Annotated in this window: 25 protein-coding genes and 1 pseudogene; 13 read left to right on the top strand and 13 right to left on the bottom strand. The window is 62.0% G+C overall.

All coding sequences use genetic code 11. From position 1 onward, the window contains the following. The 3 genes and pseudogenes from FJ973_RS16205 to FJ973_RS16200 all read left to right on the top strand — a co-directional run. Positions 1-652, top strand: a pseudogene (locus FJ973_RS16205) (EmrB/QacA family drug resistance transporter); the annotation flags it as partial. A gap of 101 nt (positions 653-753) precedes the next feature. Beyond that, entirely contained in the window at positions 754-918 is a 165-nt protein-coding gene (locus tag FJ973_RS30935) for a hypothetical protein (RefSeq protein WP_181165226.1), read from the top strand. Between the two features lie 145 nt (positions 919-1,063). Next, positions 1,064-1,507 (top strand): PPC domain-containing DNA-binding protein, encoded by a 444-nt coding sequence (locus FJ973_RS16200; RefSeq protein ID WP_140513575.1) that lies wholly within the window; start codon positions 1,064-1,066, stop codon positions 1,505-1,507. 19 nt (positions 1,508-1,526) lie between these two features. Here FJ973_RS16200 and FJ973_RS16195 read toward each other — a convergent pair whose 3' ends face one another. Beyond that, on the bottom strand, positions 1,527-2,135 hold the full coding sequence (locus tag FJ973_RS16195; RefSeq protein WP_140556686.1) for an isochorismatase family cysteine hydrolase: 609 nt from the start codon (positions 2,133-2,135) through the stop codon (positions 1,527-1,529). Between the two features lie 237 nt (positions 2,136-2,372). Between FJ973_RS16195 and FJ973_RS16190 the strand changes: the two genes are divergently transcribed. From FJ973_RS16190 to FJ973_RS16180, 3 genes are read left to right on the top strand one after another with little or no spacing between them, the layout of a single operon-like run. Then, positions 2,373-2,789 (top strand): GFA family protein, encoded by a 417-nt coding sequence (locus FJ973_RS16190; RefSeq protein WP_140556685.1) that lies wholly within the window; start codon positions 2,373-2,375, stop codon positions 2,787-2,789. Then, positions 2,741-3,796 (top strand): ATP-dependent DNA ligase, encoded by a 1,056-nt coding sequence (locus FJ973_RS16185; RefSeq protein ID WP_140556711.1) that lies wholly within the window; start codon positions 2,741-2,743, stop codon positions 3,794-3,796. The genes FJ973_RS16190 and FJ973_RS16185 overlap by 49 nt, the downstream gene beginning before the upstream one ends. Positions 3,797-3,810: 14 nt before the next feature. Further along, the gene (locus FJ973_RS16180) at positions 3,811-4,227 is read left to right on the top strand and encodes an HD domain-containing protein (protein WP_140496143.1); all 417 of its coding nucleotides are present in this window, start codon (positions 3,811-3,813) and stop codon (positions 4,225-4,227) included. A 77-nt stretch (positions 4,228-4,304) separates the two neighbouring features. Here FJ973_RS16180 and FJ973_RS16175 read toward each other — a convergent pair whose 3' ends face one another. The 3 genes from FJ973_RS16175 to FJ973_RS16165 all read right to left on the bottom strand — a co-directional run bounded on the left by FJ973_RS16175 (position 4,305) and on the right by FJ973_RS16165 (position 6,005). Next, on the bottom strand, positions 4,305-4,643 hold the full coding sequence (locus FJ973_RS16175; protein WP_318012459.1) for a DUF427 domain-containing protein: 339 nt from the start codon (positions 4,641-4,643) through the stop codon (positions 4,305-4,307). Positions 4,644-4,989: 346 nt separating this feature from the next. Next, positions 4,990-5,364 (bottom strand): hypothetical protein, encoded by a 375-nt coding sequence (locus tag FJ973_RS30930; protein ID WP_181170916.1) that lies wholly within the window; start codon positions 5,362-5,364, stop codon positions 4,990-4,992. Between the two features lie 23 nt (positions 5,365-5,387). Further along, on the bottom strand, positions 5,388-6,005 hold the full coding sequence (locus FJ973_RS16165) for an NAD(P)H-dependent oxidoreductase (protein WP_140556684.1): 618 nt from the start codon (positions 6,003-6,005) through the stop codon (positions 5,388-5,390). Positions 6,006-6,156: 151 nt separating this feature from the next. On the opposite strand from FJ973_RS16165, the gene FJ973_RS16160 reads away from it, so the two are divergent. The 3 genes from FJ973_RS16160 to FJ973_RS16150 all read left to right on the top strand — a co-directional run bounded on the left by FJ973_RS16160 (position 6,157) and on the right by FJ973_RS16150 (position 8,687). After that, positions 6,157-6,870 (top strand): MgtC/SapB family protein, encoded by a 714-nt coding sequence (locus tag FJ973_RS16160; RefSeq protein WP_246675889.1) that lies wholly within the window; start codon positions 6,157-6,159, stop codon positions 6,868-6,870. 162 nt (positions 6,871-7,032) lie between these two features. Further along, entirely contained in the window at positions 7,033-7,419 is a 387-nt protein-coding gene (locus FJ973_RS16155) for a hypothetical protein (protein ID WP_140556682.1), read from the top strand. A 77-nt stretch (positions 7,420-7,496) separates the two neighbouring features. After that, the gene (locus FJ973_RS16150; RefSeq protein ID WP_140556680.1) at positions 7,497-8,687 is read left to right on the top strand and encodes an NADH-quinone oxidoreductase subunit D; all 1,191 of its coding nucleotides are present in this window, start codon (positions 7,497-7,499) and stop codon (positions 8,685-8,687) included. Positions 8,688-8,741: 54 nt separating this feature from the next. Here the strand turns inward: FJ973_RS16150 and FJ973_RS16145 are convergent, their stop codons facing one another. Both FJ973_RS16145 and FJ973_RS16140 read right to left on the bottom strand, forming a co-directional pair. Further along, the gene (locus tag FJ973_RS16145) at positions 8,742-9,179 is read right to left on the bottom strand and encodes a CBS domain-containing protein (RefSeq protein WP_140496149.1); all 438 of its coding nucleotides are present in this window, start codon (positions 9,177-9,179) and stop codon (positions 8,742-8,744) included. Between the two features lie 121 nt (positions 9,180-9,300). Then, on the bottom strand, positions 9,301-9,474 hold the full coding sequence (locus FJ973_RS16140; protein ID WP_140496150.1) for a hypothetical protein: 174 nt from the start codon (positions 9,472-9,474) through the stop codon (positions 9,301-9,303). A 202-nt stretch (positions 9,475-9,676) separates the two neighbouring features. Between FJ973_RS16140 and FJ973_RS16135 the strand changes: the two genes are divergently transcribed. Then, a complete protein-coding gene (locus FJ973_RS16135; RefSeq protein ID WP_140496151.1) occupies positions 9,677-9,862 on the top strand; it encodes a hypothetical protein in 186 nt (61 codons plus the stop codon). A 24-nt stretch (positions 9,863-9,886) separates the two neighbouring features. On the opposite strand, the gene FJ973_RS16130 is transcribed toward FJ973_RS16135, so the two are convergent. Beyond that, positions 9,887-10,636, bottom strand: coding sequence for a metallophosphoesterase (locus FJ973_RS16130; RefSeq protein WP_140556678.1), 750 nt, complete (start codon positions 10,634-10,636; stop codon positions 9,887-9,889). After that, positions 10,629-11,438, bottom strand: coding sequence for a nucleotidyltransferase family protein (locus tag FJ973_RS16125; RefSeq protein WP_140496153.1), 810 nt, complete (start codon positions 11,436-11,438; stop codon positions 10,629-10,631). Before FJ973_RS16125 ends, FJ973_RS16130 begins: the two co-directional genes overlap by 8 nt. Before the next feature lie 269 nt (positions 11,439-11,707). Between FJ973_RS16125 and FJ973_RS16120 the strand changes: the two genes are divergently transcribed. Continuing rightward, positions 11,708-13,411 (top strand): HAD family hydrolase, encoded by a 1,704-nt coding sequence (locus FJ973_RS16120; RefSeq protein ID WP_140556677.1) that lies wholly within the window; start codon positions 11,708-11,710, stop codon positions 13,409-13,411. 100 nt (positions 13,412-13,511) lie between these two features. Here the strand turns inward: FJ973_RS16120 and FJ973_RS16115 are convergent, their stop codons facing one another. From FJ973_RS16115 to FJ973_RS16095, 5 genes are all read right to left on the bottom strand, one after another. After that, a complete protein-coding gene (locus FJ973_RS16115; protein ID WP_140496155.1) occupies positions 13,512-13,709 on the bottom strand; it encodes a hypothetical protein in 198 nt (65 codons plus the stop codon). Between the two features lie 173 nt (positions 13,710-13,882). Next, complete coding sequence (locus tag FJ973_RS16110; RefSeq protein WP_140556675.1) at positions 13,883-15,229, bottom strand: sorbosone dehydrogenase family protein; 1,347 nt, start codon at positions 15,227-15,229, stop codon at positions 13,883-13,885. Then, the gene (locus tag FJ973_RS16105; protein ID WP_140556674.1) at positions 15,216-15,674 is read right to left on the bottom strand and encodes a DUF2231 domain-containing protein; all 459 of its coding nucleotides are present in this window, start codon (positions 15,672-15,674) and stop codon (positions 15,216-15,218) included. The genes FJ973_RS16110 and FJ973_RS16105 overlap by 14 nt, the downstream gene beginning before the upstream one ends. A 106-nt stretch (positions 15,675-15,780) precedes the next feature. Then, positions 15,781-16,971, bottom strand: a complete 1,191-nt coding sequence (locus FJ973_RS16100; RefSeq protein WP_318013749.1) for an acetate/propionate family kinase — start codon at positions 16,969-16,971, stop codon at positions 15,781-15,783. Positions 16,972-16,989: 18 nt separating this feature from the next. Beyond that, entirely contained in the window at positions 16,990-19,377 is a 2,388-nt protein-coding gene (locus FJ973_RS16095) for a phosphoketolase family protein (RefSeq protein ID WP_140556706.1), read from the bottom strand. A gap of 164 nt (positions 19,378-19,541) precedes the next feature. Here FJ973_RS16095 and FJ973_RS16090 point away from each other — a divergent pair, with 164 nt between their 5' ends. Together FJ973_RS16090 and FJ973_RS16085 are read left to right on the top strand one after the other, a co-directional pair. Then, on the top strand, positions 19,542-20,144 hold the full coding sequence (locus FJ973_RS16090) for an alpha-ketoglutarate-dependent dioxygenase AlkB (RefSeq protein ID WP_140556672.1): 603 nt from the start codon (positions 19,542-19,544) through the stop codon (positions 20,142-20,144). A 147-nt stretch (positions 20,145-20,291) separates the two neighbouring features. Then, positions 20,292-20,732, top strand: coding sequence for a DUF2267 domain-containing protein (locus FJ973_RS16085; protein ID WP_140556671.1), 441 nt, complete (start codon positions 20,292-20,294; stop codon positions 20,730-20,732). Positions 20,733-20,772: the final 40 nt, after the last annotated feature.

The following is a 20,772-nucleotide window of genomic DNA, read 5'->3' as shown; positions in this document are numbered from 1 at the left end:
CGCCTACACCGCGACGCTTTCGGGACTTTCGATGATGCCTGGCGGCATCGCCATGCTGATGCTGATGCCGATTTCCGGCTTCGCCTCCGGCTTCGTGCAGCCGAAATACCTGATCATGATCGGCATGTCGGCGGTTGCCGTGGGATTGTGGCACCTGACTTCACTGTCGCCGAATGCCGGTTTCAGCTATTTCACCTATGCCCGCATTTTCATCACGGTAGGGCTTCCCTTCCTGTTCATCCCCATTTCGACGGCCGCCTATGTCGGCCTGCCGCCGCAAAAGACCAACCAGGCCTCGGCGCTGATCAATGTCGCCCGCAATATCGGCGGCAGCGTCGGCGTATCGCTCTCCAACACCGTCGTGGCGCAGAACGCACAACTGCATCAGACCCATCTGATCGGCAACACGGCGCAGTCCTCGCCTGTCTATCAGCAGATGCTTCGGCGCATGACTGACTATTTCGTCGCTCAGGGCTCGCCCGCGGTCGAGGCGAAAGTCCAGGCGGTCGGCTGGATTGGCCAGACGATAGGCCGGCAGGCGACGCTTCTGGCTTACGTGGACTTGTTTCGCTACTCCGCGATCGCGACCGCCCTGCTCGTGCCGCTCGCACTTTTGCTGCGCTCTCCCAAGTCGAGTTCCTCCGCGAAATAGCTTCTACCGAGGCAGGCGCTCCTTCGAGCAAGGCAGTTTCATGGAACCGGGCGGCGCTTGTCTGGTTACGTCCCATGACACGGAAAAAAGGAGACAGACCGATGGCCAAGGAAAAGATCCGGCCACAAGACGAAGATCGCGAAGCCGTGCATCTGGCCGAAACGACCGACGTCTCGCCCAAGCAGGCGAAAGATCTCATCCGCAAGCACGACAACGACAGGAAAGAGGTGAAAAAGGAAGCCAAGAACTTCAAGGCTGAGGGGTAGGCGTTCGGGCGGATACTGCCGGTCGCTTCGACGCCGCGCGCCTGCCGCAATATGGAACCGGGACGCGAACGGTTCGTTCGAATAAGTGGGCCGGCCTGAAAATTCACCGCCAAGGTTTCTGCACCTTGGCCACAGGACAACGGCAATGAAATCGAAACTGGTTTCGAAAGTCGCGGGACAGAGGACCTTCGTGGTGGTGCTCGAGCCTGGCGAAGAGGCGATTGGCGTGCTCACTGCCTTTGCCAGCGAAGAACAGATCGACGGCGCATCGCTGACCGCGCTCGGCGCGTTCGAGCGAGCAGCGGTCGGTTGGTTCGATTTCGAGGCAAAGGACTATCGCAAGATACCGGTCAACGAGCAGTGCGAGGTTCTCAGCGCGATCGGCGACATTGCCCTGGGCGATGACGGCAAGCCCAGCCTCCACCTGCATGCCGTGCTCGGACTGAGCGACGGAGCGACGCGGGGCGGACATCTGCTGGGCGGCGTCGTGCGACCGACCCTGGAGGTCACACTGGTCGAGTCCCCCGCTCATCTGCGCCGCAGGAAACACGCCGATCTCGGCATCGCCTTGATCGACCTGAGCGCCTGACCTGGACATTGCTTCGAGATCAGGTCCAGTTGGAAAGAACCGTCTCCATCTCGACCGTTTCGACCTGCTGCGCGAACCGCTGATGATAGACGGTCATCAGCGCGTCGTGTGTTGCATCCGAAGAGCTGCAGAGGGCATCCGTCACCAGAACCACGCGGTAGCCGATATCGATCGCGCCAAGCACTGTCGCCAGAACGCAGACGTCGGTCTCGCCGCCGGTGATGACCAGAGTGTCGATCCGGCGGGATGAAAGCAGCGTGTGCAGATGCCCTTCGGGCCACGGTGAATAGATATGCTTGTCGACAACGATCGCCGGCGGGCAGCATGCCGCCAGCGGCGGCAGGAGTTCGATCATCTCCTCGCCGATCCTGTCGATGGTCATCGATGCCCAGCGTTCATAGTATCGCTTCCAGGTGCCGGCGCCCTGCCCCGGGCTTCGCGCCGGAAGGAAGCGAGTGAAGAACGTTTGTGAAGGATATCTTTCGGCAAGGCTGACGATCCGGGGAAGGACACGGGTGATCCAGGGTGTCGCCCACTCCGACGGCTCGGCGAACAGCCGCTGCATGTCGACACACAGATGGGCGCAATGATCGCCCAGAGGTCCATATGCCAGACCCGGAACCGACATCAGCAGCGACCCGCTTTGTCGTCTTCGGCGTCGAGCCGGCACAAGGCGGCCAGGGACGGATACCTGAACGCACATGCCAGCCGGATAGGGGTTCCGTTCAAGTCGACGTCCTTGCGCTAGTCCCAGTTTCTCGAGTGCCGACCAAACGCGAGGCAGCGAAACTCGTTCCCGTCGGGCTTTCGGAAACCACATCATCGGTGGAACGTTGACCAGCATCGAGGTTCGAGAGATCGGCCAATGGTCGCGCAGCAAGAAATGAGAGAACGAACCGGGGGATGCCTGTGCGGCAACGTCCGCTATCGCACCATCTCCAGGCCGCGCACTCACTATTGCCACTGCGACATGTGCCGACGCTCGACCGGCAGTGCGTTCGCAGTCCTGGCGTGGGTACCATCAGCCAGCTTGGAATGGCTTTCCAACAAGCCTTTCTGCCGCAGGTCATCACCCATCGCACAAAGAAGCTTCTGCCGCGACTGCGGATCGCCCGTCGCGTTGGCCTACGATGCATCGCCGGATGAGATCGCCCTGCATGTCGGAACCTTCGACGATCCCGCCGATCTCGAGCCACGCTACAATTACGGATCCGCGCAACGGCTCGGATGGACATGCTGCGGTGTGGACCTGCCGCACCACGACGCCGAAGAGCGGTGGTAGAAGCCGTGGCCGCTGCTTTTCCGCTGCCTTTGGATACCCGCCCCATGGAGGCCAAGGCGGCCGACGCACTGCCGGGCGACGACGGTCTCTGGCAGTATGAGCCGAAGTGGGACGGATTCCGCTGCCTAGCCTTCAAAGGCACCGCAAGCGTCGATCTCAGGGCCAAGTCCGGCAAGCCGCTCGGCCGGTATTTTCCGGAAATAACGACACTGTTGCGCGATCTCGATACCCAGTCTTTCATTCTCGACGGCGAGATAGTCATCGAGGTGAATGGCGATCCCTCCTTCGAGGCCTTGCAGATGCGGCTTCACCCTGCCGAAAGCAGGATTCGCATGCTGAGCGTGAAAACCCCGGCCCATCTCGTCCTGTTCGATATTCTCGCCGATCCGGACGGCGGGATCATGCTCGACAAGAGCTTGACGGAACGACGGGCCGCGATCGAGCGCTTCGTCACGAGGTCGGGCGTTTCCTCGTTGCGGTTGTCGCCGCGCACCACCGACGTGACCACCGCCAGGCGCTGGCTGGGCGAGGCCGGCCACGGCTCCACCGATGGAGTTATCGCCAAACTGCTGACGGACCCTTATCGGCCGGGCGAGCGCACCATGATCAAGGTGAAGCGGCTGCGCACCGCGGACTGTGTCGTCGGCGGGTTCCGCTACCTGACGGGCAGCAGCCAGGTCGGATCCCTACTGCTCGGACTCTATGACGACCACGGCAAGCTCGACCATGTCGGGTTTACGTCGACGATCGGCAAGGACGACAGGGCAGAAATTACCGCGAAGCTCGAGAACCTGAGAGGCGGACCCGGCTTTACCGGCAAGGCTCCCGGCGGACCGAGCCGCTGGAGCACCGAACGCAGCGGGGAGTGGGAGCCCGTGCGGCCGAAGCTGGTGGTCGAAGTCCGTTTCGATCATGTCACCGGCAATCGGTTTCGCCATGGAACGAAACTGCTGCGATGGCGGCCGGACAAGGCGCCGCGGCAATGCCGCTTTGAACAGATCCAATGAAGAAAGGGCTGGCAATGAGCATGCTCTACCGGGCGGCCAAGATTGCCGAGGACGCGCATCGATCGCAGACCGACAAGACCGGGCAACCCTATATCGAACACTGCAGGCGCGTGGTCGACACGGTCGAAACCCTTGACCAGAAGATCGTGGCATATCTGCATGACGTCCTCGAAAAAGGGGAGGGCTGGACAAGGACGAGGCTGAAATCCGCAGGCTTTGGTCCCTCGATTGTCGCCGCGGTCGATGCACTGACGAAGAGGCCTGGCGAGAACGAAATCGCTTTCGTGCGCCGGGCTGCGTCAAATCCCCTGGCGCGGCCGGTCAAGCGTGCGGATCTGGCCGACAACCTGTGGCAAGCGCGGCGGGCCGGGATTCCCCTCGCGAAATTTGAGGAGGGCCTGCGCATTCTCGAGGAAGACCGCGCAGCGTGAAGGCGACCTGGGCCCGGTGTCATCGCACGACAACCCAATGGAATCGGTTCCCTTGGATAAATCCTGCCGCTGTCCTGCTATTCCACTATGTGAGGCGTGTGGCGCTCGTCTTCAGCGGGATCGGCGTCTATGCGAGCCTTGCCGGGATCGAAGGCGGCGTGGCGAGCAAGCACCCGGACAGGCGCCTCGGGCTCTTCATACGCCCACATGAAATCATCCGCCGATCCGCCAACGGCATGCACGCGCCAATAGCTCGCAGTGCCTTTTGGCGATATCGAGGTGGTATCGGTTTTCTCGAGCAGGTCGAAATAGATGTCCTGGAACGGGATGTAGAACACAGGATCCCTCCCCGTTTCCTGGACCTGCAGCGCATGTTCGGTGGAGGCGATTATGGCGTCGGAGAATCTGACAGTCACCGTTCCATGGAAAGGCTGAATATGGAGATTGTTTCCCGACGGTGATCGGGGCTCGGCTGAAGGGTTCATTTGAGTGTCTCTGAGATTTCCAATTGGTAAAGTTCAAGGGCCGGTCTCAAAGGCAAAACGAGGTAATGCGGGATTGGTTGCGCGAATGCGGCGGCTACCCCGCGATGCTGCATCCCAAGCCCAAGGCGGAACACCAACCGATCCCACTGAGAGGAACAACGGGCCGGGTCGGCGGTTATCCGTTAGCCTTTCCGATTCCACGATCCATCAGGATAGCCGAGTTCTGGCGGCGGAAAGAGATGCAACTGGCGACAAAGGGGCCACATGAGGCACCCGTTCATATCGGAGACATGAGATGGAACCGCGCAAGAAGCAACGATCCGAACAACGGGACGAAACTGAAGCCCCGGCAATCCAGCAGGCGGACTGGGATGCAATCAAGGGCGGCAGGGTTCTTCCAGACAAGGTGTCCGACAACGTCGACGCCGTCGTCGACGTCGAGAAGGAAGGCGACCTGCCGGAGGAGGACGATGACAACGCCTACCAGAACAGCGACGAGGCATTGCCCGACGACGAAGAGGAAGGTGCCATATCGCGCGATCTGGCCAGGCGAGCCGGGCCTTTGACGAGCCCTGACCCCAAGGGCGCCGACACTGATCTTGCTGGCGCCCGGCAACCATCGAGTGGCCGATGGTGTCAGGGCAACGGGCACTCCGTGCCGCCACGAAAATCTCTTCACTTTCCGACGCCGCGATACTGCCTTTCCTTCAGCACGCTGGCCAGATGGGCCGCATTCGAAGCCGCCATTTCGATCATCTCGACCACGGCTTCCGGCGTTCCGGGCAGGTCGACATAGTTGACGTCGCCCATAGCCTGCCCAACCCAATACACGCCGCCATTGGCAGGAATCGTGAAGCCGACGTCGTTTAGCGCCTGAAAGCACGCCGCGTGACAGGCGTGAGCGCCGTCTTCATTGCCGACGATCGCCACGATCGCGACCTTGCCGGCGGCCGGCATCCGGCCTTGTTTGTCGGTCTCCGATAGAAACGCATCCATGCGCTCCAGGATGCGCTTGGCGACACTCGACGGCTGGCCGAGCCAGATGGGCAGGCCCAGCACGAAGATGTCGGCGTCGAGGATCTTCCTGCGGAGCTGCGGCCAACCGTCTCCCTCGCCCATGTCCGACAGCACGCCGGGTTTGACGTCATGGTCGAGGGCGCGAACAATCTCGCCGCGGACCCCATGCGGCACCATTGCCGCCAGCAGATCCGCCAGCAGGCGGTCCGTGGACGATTTCTCGGCGTCGTCGGAGGCCTTCAAGGTGCAATTGAGCGCAAAGGCGGTGAGCGGCATGGAAAGATCTCCCGAGTGCGTTCTGTGCCAAACGCACCGGGACGTCGTGGGTTGCCTGAAACCCGACAAGAAGCTTCACCTTCCACCCTTGGGAACCATCGAACGCTCCGCGGTGTTGGAGAACGAGCCCATTGCGTGAGTCGTCCCCGCTATGACCATGCCGCTTCATCCAACCTTGACCGACCTAGCCCTGCGCCTGGCTCTTGCTTTTGTTGCCGGCGTGATCATCGGAATGAACAGGGAAGCCCGCGGCCACACCGCCGGGCTCAGAACAACCATCCTGGTCGGCCTGGCGGCCGCGATCGCGATGATGCAGGCCAATATCCTGCTCGAGGTGGGTGGCAAGGATGCGGATTCGTTCAGTGTGATGGACGTGCTGCGTTTTCCGCTGGGCGTGCTGACGGGCGTCGGCTTCATTGGCGGCGGAGCCATTCTCCGCCGCGGCGACTTCGTGACAGGTGTCACCACGGCCGCCACCTTGTGGGTCATGACCGCAATCGGCCTCGCCTTCGGCGGCGGACAACTGGCGCTTGGCACAGCGGGGACGGTTTTGACGTTGATAACGCTTCAGGTGCTGAAGCAGGTCGATCTGTGGATCCCACGAACCCATCATGCGATCCTGGCGATCTCGTCGGCGAACGGCGTTCCGCCTGACCTCGACGCACTGGTTCAACCGCTGGGCTATCGCTGGCGCTTTCTCGGAATGCAGCACGACATCGAGCGCGGCCGGTTCGTGTTCTCCTTCGAGCTGAGCTGGAAACAGCCCGACGCGGCCAAACCCTCCGTCGAGATACTGGCGCGGATCAGTCCGCGCTACGACATCGAACGGTTTGACGCGATCAGCGATAAAGGTCCCCGACCATAGGCAGGGCAGCGATGCGTCCTCGTCCCTGCCTTGGATTCGACCGGAGCCGGAACAAATCCGGACTTCGCGCTTTGAACACGCAACACTGTTCGAGGCGATGGCTTGCTGTCCCTGTCGCGCGTCATCCCGATCGACCCTCCTCGAACAAGGAAGGAAGATATCATGAACAAGGCAATCATCATCCTGGCGGCACTCACTCTGGCTTTGCCTGCCCATGCTCAGTCCCAAAACGCACCCCTTCCCCCGGACGCACCGGTACCGGAAGCCGTGCCAGGTCAGACCGGCCCCGACCAGGGCATCACCGGACAGACATTCACCAACATAGCCATCGTCGCATTGGCGGACTTGCCACCCGACCTCAAGGCCAAGGTCGAGACAGTGGTTGCCCAGACCAGCCAGGAAGACCTTCACGTCCTGCAGCGTTCGGTCAGCGCATCGCCGGAAGCTTCCTCGGTCCTGGCCGCGAATGGACTTGATGCCTCCGAAGTGGTGGCGGCCAACATTGACGGCGACGGCACGCTGACGCTGATCATCCAGACCACGACCTGACGGCGTGGGGCAGAACCCGGTGCTTCGGCGGATGTCCCATTCCCGGTGCCAGGCGGCAACGGTCGAAGGAGGGCGTCATGGCTGACGCGACGGTCCGCAATTTCACGATAAACTTCGGGCCGCAGCACCCTGCGGCGCATGGCGTCCTGCGGCTGGTGCTCGAACTCGACGGCGAAGTCGTCGAACGCGTCGATCCGCATATCGGGCTGCTGCATCGAGGCACGGAGAAGTTGATCGAGTACAAGAACTACCTACAGGCCCTGCCCTATTTCGACAGGCTTGACTATGTGGCGCCGATGAATCAGGAGCACGCCTTCTGCCTGGCGGCGGAGAAGCTGCTCGGGATCTCGGCTCCACAGCGCGGCCAGCTCATTCGCGTGCTGTATTGCGAGATCGGCCGGCTGCTGTCCCATCTGCTCAATGTCACCACGCAGGCGATGGATATCGGCGCCCTCACGCCGCCGCTCTGGGGTTTCGCCGAACGCGAGAAACTGATGGTGTTTTATGAACGGGCATCGGGCGCCCGCATGCATGCCAACTATTTCAGGATCGGCGGCGTACATCAGGATCTTCCCCCGGACCTGTTGGACGATATCTGGGATTTCTGCGATCCGTTCCTCAAGGTCTGCGACAATCTCGAAGAACTGCTCACCGAAAACCGCATATTCAAGCAGCGCAATGTCGACGTCGGCGTCATCGGTCTCGACGATGCCTGGGCTTGGGGATTTTCGGGCGTAATGGTGCGTGGGTCGGGCGCGGCATGGGATTTGCGCAAGGCGCAGCCTTACGAATGCTACCCGCAGATGGATTTCGATATTCCCATCGGCAAGAACGGCGACTGCTATGACCGCTACCTCGTACGAATGGAGGAGATGCGCCAGTCGGTCCGGATCATGAGGCAATGTCTTGACAAGCTACGGTCGCCGCAAGGCCAAGGACCGGTCGCAATTCCCAACCGGAAGATCACGCCGCCACGCCGCGCGGAGATGAAACGCTCCATGGAAGCGACCATTCACCATTTCAAGCTTTACACGGAAGGCCATCACGTGCCCGAGGGCGAGGTCTATGCCGCCGTCGAGGCGCCGAAAGGCGAGTTCGGCGTCTATCTGGTTTCGGATGGGGGCAATGTTCCTTACCGGTGCAAGATTCGCGCGCCGTCCTTCGCACATCTGCAGGCGATGGACTATCTGTCCCGGGGGCACATGATCGCCGACGTCTCGGCGATCATCGGCTCCCTCGACATCGTCTTTGGAGAGATCGATCGCTGAACCGCCGTCGCCGCCCGCGGGACGCGGGCAGCGCTCTCGCAATGTCATCGATGGTCAGTGTGCCGTCTGCGAATGCGCGCCGCCTGCCTGTGAGATGCCGTTCAGCGCTTCGCCGGCTCGTGCTGCCTCGCCGTTTTTCGTGAGATCGCCAAGCGAGATGATGCCAACCAGCCGTTTTTCACGGCTGATCACCGGCAGCCGTCTAACCTGAAGGTCCCCCATCTGCTGGAGCACGTCCTCGATCTCCTCGTCGTCGTAACAGTACCTGATCTCGGCACTCATCACTTCGCGTATCCGCGTATCCGGGCCCCTACCCTGGGCGACGCCACGGACGGCGATGTCGCGATCAGTGATCATTCCGACCAGCCGGTCGTCCTCGCCTACGGGCAGAGCGCCGGCATCGAGGCTGGCCATGGCGGCGGCGGCCTCCCGCAGGGTCTGGTCCGGACTGGCGACCTGAACGCCTTGCGTCATGCAGTTGCCAACTTTCATGATGTTCTCCTTTGGTTGAAGCGCCCCTTGCCGTTGCTGCGATGGAAACACGATGGGGGGACAATGGCGCCGGCCCAAGACGTTCCATTGCCACGGGATCGGGATCTCATGCGTCGCACGTTCAGACGACGCGGCTCCCGGCATGCATCGGCGATTCTTCGTTCTCGTCGGGATTGGGCAGAGGCGTCTCGTCCGGGAGTTGTTCCGGATCAGGCTCCTCGATCGGTTCGGGCTTCCAGGTCGGCGCCGGCATCGGCACGTCGCGATTGGGATCTGGTTTTCCTGGGTTTGGCATCGGGATCACCTCCCTTCATTCGGGACGCAACTCCTGGCCGGCGTCATTTGTTCCATCGCCAATTCGCGGTCGCCTCCGGCCTTGCCGCCACGGATCGAGACGGCGCGCTGCCGATCGGATCCGCCGGTCGACTTCAGCCCCGTCTTTCGGAACCGGACGGTTTTCCAATCCGTTGTCTCGGCATCGATCGAGGAGAAAGACGATGGCTGGTGACGAGAGAATTTCCGGCAGCAACTTGCCCCAAGTCGCGGTCGACAGTGAACAGGTCCGGCAACTGGTGGCGACAGCCGATCTGCCGTCCAATCAGGCACGCGAGCTCGTGCGCCGTCACGGCAACGATCCGCACAAGCTCGAAGAACTGGCAAAATCTATCAAAGCGGTAAGCTGACCGTCGGGACGGCGTCCGACTCCGTCAGATTTCAAGCAAGGCATAGGGTCGGCCGGTCGGTTTGGAAACGTGCATGGCGACGTTGTAGACCCTCGCCCCGCCGGGCGTGCGGCCCTCATAGCTTCCCCGATGCGCATGGCCGTGCACGACAGCACTGACCTGGAACCGGTCGATCGTTTTCGCCAGCCGCGACGAGCCCAGAAACGGAAATATCTCCAGGGGTTCGCCGGCGATGGTCTCGACGATCGGAGCGTAGTGCAAAATGACAAGCGTGCGTTTTGCGCGAACCTGGCGCATCGCGTTCTCAAGCCGCATGGCCTCGCTGACGCTCTCGGCGACCATCGACTTGATGGCCGGCTCGCCGAAGGAGCCGAGCATGCGTGAACCGAACCCCCCGACGAACCCTTTCACGCCGACAAAACCGACCTCCTCTATTTCGGTCGTCTGCCCGTCGAGGAGATGGACGCCCGCTTGACGCAGGATTTCCGCGACGTCCTCGACCGCGCCGGATTCATAATCATGGTTGCCGAGCACGCCGACCACCGGGATAGAGCAGGCGCGCAGGTCTTCGGCGAGGATCTCGGCTTCGCGGGGCTTGCCCAGATTGGTCAGATCGCCTGGAAGAACGAGGATATCGGCCTCGCGCGACATTTCGCCGAAGAGATCGCGATACGATGTCTGGGCGTCCTCCTTCACATGCAGGTCGCCAACGGCCGCCACCTTGATCGTGGCGGTGCCCTCCATCGCCGGAGCGTCTTCGGTCCGTTCAGCCATCACGAAATTCTCCTGTACCGCCGACGCCGGCGAAGCCCCATTCCTTGACGTCGATTTCGTAGTCGGTCTGCGAAAGCAGGCGCCCGCGGCAGATCTTCATTCTGGGGGAAGGCAATTGGCGCTGCTTGGCAAGGCGGTCGAGCAGTTCGTCAAGCAGCCATGTGGGGATGCGGTCGCGCTCGCTCGGATAGATCCATCTGAAACTGAGAATCTGCATCAGCAGCACTTCCCAGTGGACTTCCAGGTAGGAGAGCAGCCTGTGCCAGTCGATCTGGTCCTGCGCCTTGAGGATCGTATGGGCGATGTCCGCCCCGTCATGACGCCCTCGGTCCTGGATGAAGCATTTGGACCATATGAGCTCGGTCGGGCCGACGATCCTCACCCGGCTTCCCAGCAGTTCGGTTTGGCGGGCATGCTCCATCCACTGGTCGCTTACCGGCATCGTTCCATTCGCCGAGGCGAATATGATGTCGAAGAAATGCGTGCCCTTGAAGACCTTTCCAAGCCACCGGTCGTCCTCGATTTCGACCGCGTAGCCGAGCTGCTTGAAATGGGCCAGGATGCGCGAGAAGTCGCCTGCCTTGCAGAAGATATCGAGATCCTTGGTCTGACGGATGACGCCGGTGTAGGCGCTTACCGCGTAGGTTCCGGCGACAAGGAAAGGAATGTCGGTGGCGGCGAGTTCGCGAATGGCTTCGGTATAGAACACCTCCGCCTCGGCGTTCTTGAGCGTCGGGGCGGCCTTTGCGTCGATCGCGGGAAGGGATGCCGGAACAGTTCCCGGCAACGGATCGTTGATCATGGCACGCATGGCTCCCACACATCGGCAACCGATTGATCGCCCGCGTTGTTAACAGCGGGAACCCTGCCTGGTTCCGCCACGGTCGCGTTGCGGCCTGAAGGAAATCGGGCGCCACGGGCAAAATTACCCGCGGAGTCCTGGGTTTCAATATGGTTGCAAGGGCCGTTTCCCTGCATGGAACCATCGCCATTCGGCATCGTTAGCCCGAACAGCCGAAGCTGCCTTCGGGCGATCGGGGTGTCTGGTTTCAAGCGCAGACGATATCCAGGATGTATGTTCTTGCCCTAGCGACGGACTATGACGGCACGCTCGCCGAAGACGGGGTCGTCTCCGATGCGACCTATGCTGCGCTCGAACGGCTGAAGCAGACGGGCCGCAAGCTGATCATGGTGACCGGCCGCGAGCTTGCCGATCTCGAGCGGGTCTTTCCGGCACTCGACATCTTCGACAGGGTGGTCGCCGAAAACGGCGCGTTGATCTATACGCCCGCTTCGAAGAAGGAACGGCTTTTGGCGCCGGCGCCCCCGGCTGAATTCGTCGACAGGCTGAAGCGTCGCGGGGTCGCGCCCCTGTCGGTCGGACGCTGCGTCGTGGCCACCTGGGAACCACAGGAAGCCGCCGTGCTGTCGGAAATCAAGGAGCTTGGACTTGAGCTCGAGATCATCTTCAACAAGGGCGCGGTGATGGTGCTGCCAAGCGGGGTCAACAAGGCCACCGGCCTTGCCTGCGCACTCGAGGAATTGGGGTTTTCCGCCCACAACGTCGTCGGTGTCGGCGATGCCGAGAACGACCATGCATTCCTGCGCGCCGTCGGCTTCGGCGTCGCCGTGGCCAACGCATTGCCGACCGTTAAGGAGACGGCGGATTTCGTCACAGCCAGCCCTCGAGGTGCCGGCGTGGTGGAACTGATTGAACAGCTCATATCGCGCGATGCCGGCTTCGTGGAGACGGCTCGCCAACACGTGGAAGTGGGAACCGACATAGCGGGCGCGCAGGTGCACCTTTCACCGCATGGCGGCGGCGTGCTGCTGGCCGGCACGTCCGGCATCGGCAAATCCACGCTTGCCACCGCGTTGACCGAGCGCTTTGTCGAGAAGGGCTTTCAGTTTTGCGTTCTCGACCCCGAAGGCGACTATCAGGAACTCGAGAATGTGGTGGTGGTTGGCGACGCCAAGACCCCGCCGATCTCGCGTGAGGTCTTCGATCTTCTGTCCAAGCCAACCAACAATGTCGCTGTTAACATGCTGGGGCTGAAGACCGCCGAACGGCCCGGCAATTTTGCCAAGCTGCTGCCGGATATGGCTAGCATTCGCGCGCGCACCGGCCGACCGCATTGGCTGATCATCGATGAGGCGCATCATCTTTTGCCCCAGGCCCGTGACGGCGCGTCTTTCGCGCTGCCCAAGAGCCTCCCCGCGACCATCCTGATCACCGTGCACCCCGATCTGGTTTCGCGCGACGTCCTGGCTGGCGTCGAAACCGTTCTGGCGCTTGGACCGGAAGCCGACAAGATCGTCGCAAGCTTCTGTGCCGCCACCGGCATAGACGTTCCCGACGGCGCCGTGCCGCCGCCAAAGGACGAAGTCCTGTTTTGGAACCGATCATCGGGCGAGCCGATCAGGACGGTCAAGGTCGAACGGCCCCGCCAGGTTCGCAAGCGGCACATGCGCAAATATGCCGAGGGCGACCTTGGCGACAACAGCTTCTATTTCCGGGGGCCGGACGGAGCGCTTAACCTGAAAGCGCAGAACCTGATGATGTTCCTTCACATCGCAGAAGGCATCGACGATCGCACCTGGGAACATCACCTGCGCGCCGGCGACTATTCGAAATGGTTCCGCAGCAAGATCAAGGACAAGAACCTCGCCGACGAGGTGGCGGACATAGAAACGGATACCGGCACGGACATGCAGGAGAGCCGCGCGGCCATCGCCGAGGCCATTGGCCGCCGTTACACTGCTCCCGCGGACTGACCTTGAGCCGGGGTAGACACAAGCCCATCCCGATTCCTCGGGATGGACCTTTCTCATGTCATGATACGGAGCGAGCGTCAGCGCGCCTGGCTGAAATGCCCTAGCGGTTTTTGTGGCTCTGTTGGCCCGCTCTTACATGTTGTTCGTGCGAGCCGCCCCGCATGTTGGAGCCGTCGCCCTGTTGCCGCTCATTGTTGCCTGCGGCCTGTTGCTGCTGGCGGTTCTTGTTTTCCGTGTTCTTGTGGCTCTGCTGGCCCGCCTTCACATGTTGCTCGTGGCTACCACCTTGATTGGGCATGGTAATTCTCCTTTCAATCCAACTTCGAGACGACGGTCGTCTCCCCCGGAGAATGCAGATTTCGGCGCCGACGTTCCCTCACGTAATATTTCGTGACATCCTGCCAAAGGGACAAAGGCGGACCGAGCTTGATGCCGACCCGCGGGAGAGCGACAGGCCTGAAGCAGCGATCATCACCCCGAGGGTGTGACGCGCCACACTGTGTTTCCGACATCGTCCGCGATCAGCAGCGCTCCGGTTTTGTCGATGGCAACGCCGACCGGCCGACCACGCGCCTCCTCCTGGTCGTTGAGGAAACCTGTGACGACGTCTTGAGCCATGCCACTCGGACGGCCACCGCTGAATGGCACGAAGACGACTTTGTAGCCATTCAGCCCGGGACGGTCCCAGCTGCCGTGCTCGCCGACAAAGGCGCCGCCTCGATATGTCTGCGGCAGGCTGGTTCCGGTGTAGAAGGCCATGCCCAACGGTGCCACATGCGAGCTCAGCGCATAGTCGGGAACGATCGCCTTGGCGACCAGATCGGGGCGCTGCGGCATTACCCGGGGATCGACATGCTGGCCGTAATAGCTGTACGGCCAGCCGTAGAAGCCGCCATCCTTCACCGATGTCATGTAGTCTGGAACCAGATTTGGCCCAAGTTCATCGCGCTCGTTGACGACAGTCCAGAGTGCTCCGGTCTGCGGCTCGAAGCTCAAGCCGTTCGGATTGCGCAATCCGCTGGCAAAAATGCGCGATCGTCCGGTGGCCCTGTCCACCTGCCAGATCGCGGCACGATCCTTTTCCGCGCCGATGCCGTTTTCGGTGATGTTGCTGTTCGAACCGACGCCGACATAGAGCAACGAACCGTCCGGGCTGGCGACGAGGCTTTTGGTCCAATGATGATCGATCGGACCGCCCGGCAATTCCGTCAACCTGACACCCGGCGCGGTGATCTTGGTGTCGCCTGGCTTGTAGGGGTAGCGCATGATCGCGTCGGTGTTGGCAACATAGAGGTCGTTTCCCACCAGGGCGACGCCGAAGGGCGAATTCAGGTGATCGAGGAACACATCCCGGACGTCAGGCACGCCGTCGCCATTGCTGTCACGCAGCAAGGTGATGCGGTTGCTCGGTCCCGTATCGCCGCCCGAGGTGACAAGCGATTCGATCAGGCCCATCACGATATCCTTCGGCCGTTTGGCTGGCGGTTCCGGCGGGGCCTTCGATTCGACGACCAGCACATCGCCGTTCGGCAGGATGTAGAGCGAGCGCGGATGCTGAAGCCCGGTCGCCAGCGCATGGATCTGCAGGCCCTGCGCTACCGTCGGCGTTTCATCCTTCTTCCAGCCGACCACGGATGCAAGATGCATCGGCGGGAACAGATATTGCTTTATCTCCGGCAAATTCGGGTTGGGGCCTATCTGAGTGCTTGGGTCGGCGGCATCGTTGCTGCAGCCCGCGGCGCCGAGCGTCGCAAAGCAAAGGAACGCAAGCCCTGTACCATAAGCGCGTCGCTTGCCGGATCGATCAAACGGTTTCATCGGCCACTCCCACGTGGTGGCGGTAGACAAGGGCCCAGCCCAGCCAGCCGGTGAATATCAGGATGAGTACCACCAGCGCCGACAGGATAAGGCCTGTCGGCATCACCGAGGTCCAGGCATCACGGGTATGTATGAGCATGTTGAAGAAGGACAGTATGACCGCCACCGCATTGCCCAGCATGTGCAGCCACGCGGTTTTATGTGCGCGCACCCGGCGATCGCCCAGGAAGTCGGTGAGGCCGGCAATGGCGGCCAGCACGCCCACGATCACGCCGACCGTCAGCAGCCAGGCGGAGAAATTCGCCCACATCATCTCCGCCGTCCGCCAGTAGTTCAGGTCCGTCAGCAATGCGCCGACGAAGCAGGCGATGGGAATGGGCACGAGCATCGGATGGATGGGATGGCCGGCGATGCTGGCCGTGGAAGCCGGATTCTCCCTTGCCATGAGGAAGTCCTTCCATATCAACTCTCGGTTGGCCCATAAACAATCCCCAAGGCCGGAGGTTCCTGCCTCATGGTCCCGGCGGGTCGCCGCGGACCGAGTTCAGCGGTCAGATCGGCACGGTCGCCAGCACCTGGCGGGCGATGATCAATTCTTCGTTAGTGGCGATTGCGTAAACATCGACCGCGCTGCCCTCGCCGGTGATCCGCTCTTTTCCCGACCGGTTTGCATTCGCGTCGAGCAACACGTCCAGCCATCGCAGGCGCTCGCAAACCGCTTCACGGATCTGCCAGGAATGCTCTCCGATCCCTCCCGTGAACACCAGCGCCTCGATACCCTGGAGCGTGGCTCCCATCGCCGCGATCTCGCGGGCGATCCGAAACGTGAAGAGATCGATCGCCTCCGCCGCACGAGGATCCTTGCTGCCAAGCAAGGTCCGCACATCTGCCGACACTCCCGAAGCGCCGAGCAGGCCGGACTTGTGATAGAGCAAGGTCTCCAACTCTTTCACGGACATGCCGCGCGCCTGCTGAAGGTAGAGAAGCACGCCGGGGTCGATGGCGCCCGGCCGCGTGGCCATCATCAACCCGTCAAGCGCGGTGAACCCCATGGTGGTGTCGAGACTTCTGCCTTCGCGCATGGCGCACAGGCTGCATCCGCTGCCGAGATGCGCGACCACGCAACGCTTGCCCCGGAGTCCGGGCGAAAGCGCCTGCAGCTGGCCTGCGACGAATTCGTAGGAAAGGCCGTGGAAGCCGTAACGGCGGATCCCGCTTTCCTCGAACTCGCGCGGCAGCGCATAGCGGTTGACGGGCGGCTCCAGCGTGCGGTGAAAGGCGGTGTCGAAGCAACCGATCTGGGGTAGGCCGGGCAGCAGTTTGGAGATCGCACGAACCGGCGCCAGGCCGGCCGGCTGGTGGAGCGGTGCCATCGGCGTCAGCGCGTCGAGCGCCTCGACGATCTCGCCGGTCAGCAGGACCGGAGTCGAAAACCGCTTGCCACCATGGACGATGCGATGGCCGACCGCGCTCAGCGGAGCCTGCGCAAGATACGGATCGAGGACATCGAACAAGTCCCGCAGGAGAACCTCTACGGGCGGGCTTGCGGGCTTGACGGCGCGTTTGAAGATGGATTTGCCCGACGCGTCCTTGGCGACGAGGCTTGGCTCGTCATCCAAGTCTTCGCACGCACCGCTCACCGTGAGCACCGGCCCCTCCTGTGATCCGGCTTCGAACAGGCCGAACTTCAGGCTGGACGAGCCTGCATTGAGGGCGAGTATTGCGCTGGTCACGAGCGGCACTCCCCGGCGGGCACAGCCTTAACCATCCGCCGCGCCCGCTTTGTCGCGCCAGGCCCAGTTCCGGATCTCGGGCATGTCCTCGCCATGTTCGCGAACATAGCGCGTGTGCTCGTTCAGGCCGTCGGCAAATCGGGCCCTCGCATCGGCTGCCCTGGCGCTCAGCCCCGGCACCCGGTCGATCGCCTCGATGGCTAGGTGAAAACGGTCCAGTTCGTTGAGCACCGCCATGTCGAAGGGCGTGGTCGTCGTGCCCTCTTCTTTGTAGCCGCGAACGTGGAAGTTGTCGTGATTGGCCCGTTTGTAGGTCAGCCGGTGAATGAGATAGGGATAGCCGTGGTAGGCGAAGACCACCGGTCTGCCGGTCGTGAACAGCCTGTCGAATTCCGCGTCCGCCAGGCCGTGGGGGTGCTGCTCCTTGGGTTGCAGCGCCATCAGGTCCATTACGTTGACGACGCGTATGGCGAGATCCGGTATCGCCTGGCGAAGAAGGTCGACAGCCGCGAGCGTCTCCAGCGTCGGCACGTCTCCCGCGCAGGCCATCACCACGTCGGGATCCTCTTCTCCACGCTCGGTTCCCGCCCAATCCCAGATCCCGATGCCGGCCTCGCAATGACGTATGGCGTCGTCCATTGGCAGCCACTGGGAAGCCGGCTGCTTGCCGGCAACGATCACGTTGACCCGATTGTAGGTTCGCAGGCAGTGATCCGTGACCCAGAGCAGCGTATTGGCATCCGGCGGGAAGTAGATGCGCACGATGTCCGCCTTCTTGTTGGCGACGAGATCGACGAAGCCGGGATCCTGATGGCTGAAGCCATTGTGGTCCTGCCTCCACACATGGGAGGTCAACAGATAGTTGAGCGACGCGATTGGCCGCCGCCAGGCAAGTTCGCGCGAGACCTTCAGCCATTTGGCGTGCTGGTTGAACATGGAATCGACTATGTGGATGAACGCCTCGTAGCATGAGAAGAGGCCGTGCCGGCCGGTCAGCAGGTATCCTTCCAGCCAGCCTTGGCAAAGATGTTCGCTCAGCACCTCCATGACGCGGCCGTCGCGCCCCAGATGCTCGTCATAAGGCTCGATCTTTTCCATCCAGACGCGCTCGGTCGCGTCGAACACGGCGTCCAGCCTGTTTGACGATGTCTCGTCCGGTCCCATGAGCCTGAAATTGCGGGCATCGGCATTCAGCCGTATGACCTCCTCGATGAACGCTCCCATGAGCTTCGTCGCCTCGGCCCTTGCGCCGCCGGGTTTCGGGACCGCGACCCGGAAGTGGCGGAAATCCGGCAATCGCAACTCCTGCTTGAGCATCCCTCCATTGGCATGTGGATTGCTGCCCATGCGCCGCTCGCCGTCCGGCGCCAGGGCCTGTAGCTCGTTTCGAAACCTGCCCGCTTCATCGAAAAGCGTCTCGGGCCGATAGCCCCGCATCCAACTTTCCAGAGCTGCGAGATGGCCTGCATCGTTTCGCGGGTCGGTGATCGGCACCTGGTGCGCGCGCCAGAACCCCTCGACCTTCTTGCCATCCAGCTCCTTCGGACCGGTCCACCCCTTCGGGCTTCTCAGCACGATCATCGGCCAGCGGGGCCGATGATCCACTCTGCCGGTCTCGCGCGCTTCCTTCTGGATTTCATCGATCCGATCGAAGACCGTATCGAGCGTTTCGGCCATCAGCCGGTGCATCGCCCGCGGTTCGTCGCCTTCGACGAAAAAAGGTTCATAGCCATATCCAGCCAGCAGGCTCCGCAACTCTTGCACCTCGATCCGGGCGAGCACCGTCGGATTCGCGATCTTGTAGCCGTTGAGATGAAGGATCGGCAGGACAGCGCCGTCATGGACCGGATTGAGGAATTTGTTCGAATGCCAGGAGGCTGCCAGCGCCCCCGTTTCCGCCTCGCCGTCGCCGATCACGCAGGCCACGACGAGGTCCGGATTGTCAAACGCGGCGCCATAGGCGTGAGCCAGCGCATAGCCGAGTTCGCCGCCCTCATGGATCGACCCCGGCGTTTCCGCGGCGGCATGGCTCGGGATGCCGCCCGGAAAGGAGAATTGGCGAAAGAGCTTGCGCAGCCCATCCTCGTCGCGGCTGACCTCGGGATAGATTTCACTGTAGGTCCCTTCGAGATAGGTATTGGCGACCATCCCCGGTCCACCGTGGCCTGGGCCGCAAATGTAGATCACGTCGGCAGCACGCTGCCTGATGATGCGATTGAGATGGACGTAGATGAAATTCAGGCCGGGCGTAGTACCCCAGTGGCCAAGCAGGCGAGGTTTGATGTGCTCCGGCCGCAACGGCTCCTTCAGCAGCGGATTGTCGATCAGATAGATCTGCCCGACCGACAGAAAATTCGCCGCCCGCCAATAACGGTCGATAAGATCGAGCTCTCCTTGTTCAGGCCGGCTACGCATTGCCCGCACGAGTTTCTCCTTGGCAAAGCTGGTTGTAATACGATGCGTCCCGCCCGCATTGAATAATCCGACAGCGAAGTCGAGGTTCCCATCAAATGCGAGCCGCCCCACGCGGCCGGCCGGGGAAATCTTGCCTCAGCCGCGGATTTCACCATCTAAAGGCGATGCCATCGCCCGGAACCAGCAATCCCACGGATCCTCGCCAGGACGACCTCTTTGGTGCGCCCGACAGCTTGCCGGAAGGATTTCGTTACCGGCCCGAACTGATCACGCCGGCGCAGGAAGCTGAACTGGTGCGGGAGCTCGAGAGCCTGTCCTTCCAGCCATTCGATTTCCACGGCTATCTCGCCAATAGGCGCGTGGCAGGCTTCGGCCTGCGCTACGACTATGAGCGGCGCCAGGTGATGGAGGCGCCGCCCATACCAGGTTTCTTGCTGCCCTTGAGGGACAAGGTAGCCGGCTTTGCCGGCCTGCCTGCCGCCGATTTCGTGCAGGTCCTGATCAACGAATATCGGCCGGGCGCCGGCATCGGATGGCATCGCGACAAGCCGCACTTCGGCATTGTCGCCGGAGTGTCGCTGTTGGCTGCTTGCAGTTTCCGCCTGCGCCGCAGGAACGGTGCGAAATGGGACCGCGAAACCGTCACGGTCGAGCCGAGATCCGCATATCTGATGGCGGGCGCCTCCCGGACCGAGTGGGAGCACAGCATACCGCCGATGAAAGAGCATCGCTATTCGATCACGTTGCGGACGCTCCGGCCGTTGTGATCGTCGGACAGCGACTGCGACAGCCGGTGCAGCATCTCGCGTGAACTGCCGAAGCGAAGAAATTTCGGCCCGGCATGAAACTTTCCCTGCCACCGATGGTTTTGCCGACGGGTTTTGCGGGTGAGCGATTCGATTGAGGAGGCGGCGATGAGCGCTACCGGACTCGAGATTTTCGACAAGACCACCCAAACCACCAACGTCTGGCTGGACGAGATCATGGCCGACCACGGACAGGATCGCCAGTTCGCTTGGCACCTGCTCGGCGTCGTCCTGCGCACCGTCAGGGACCGGCTGCCGGTCGACATGGCTTCGCATCTTGGAGCGCAGTTGCCGCTGCTCGTGCGCGGCACCTACTATGAGCAGTTCGAGCCGTCACGCCTGCCGCAAAAGAGCCGTTCTCTTGAAGAGTTTCTCGGCCCCGTTGAGCAGGGCATGAACGATAGGCGTCCCGTCGACCCGAAAGCCGCGGTTCAATCGGTCTTCAAGGTCCTCTTTCATCATATCGACCCTGGTCAGATCAGAAAGGTCCGCGCCTCGCTGCCTGAGGACGTACGGCAGCTCTGTCCCGATCCCGATACGAAACACTGAACCTCCTCTCGGTTCGAGAGGGCGGCGTGCTCAATAAAGG

Origin of the sequence: Mesorhizobium sp. B2-1-3, from assembly GCF_006442495.1 — a bacterium.
GTDB lineage: Bacteria > Pseudomonadota > Alphaproteobacteria > Rhizobiales > Rhizobiaceae > Mesorhizobium.
This window is presented reverse-complemented; position numbering and strand designations above follow the sequence as displayed.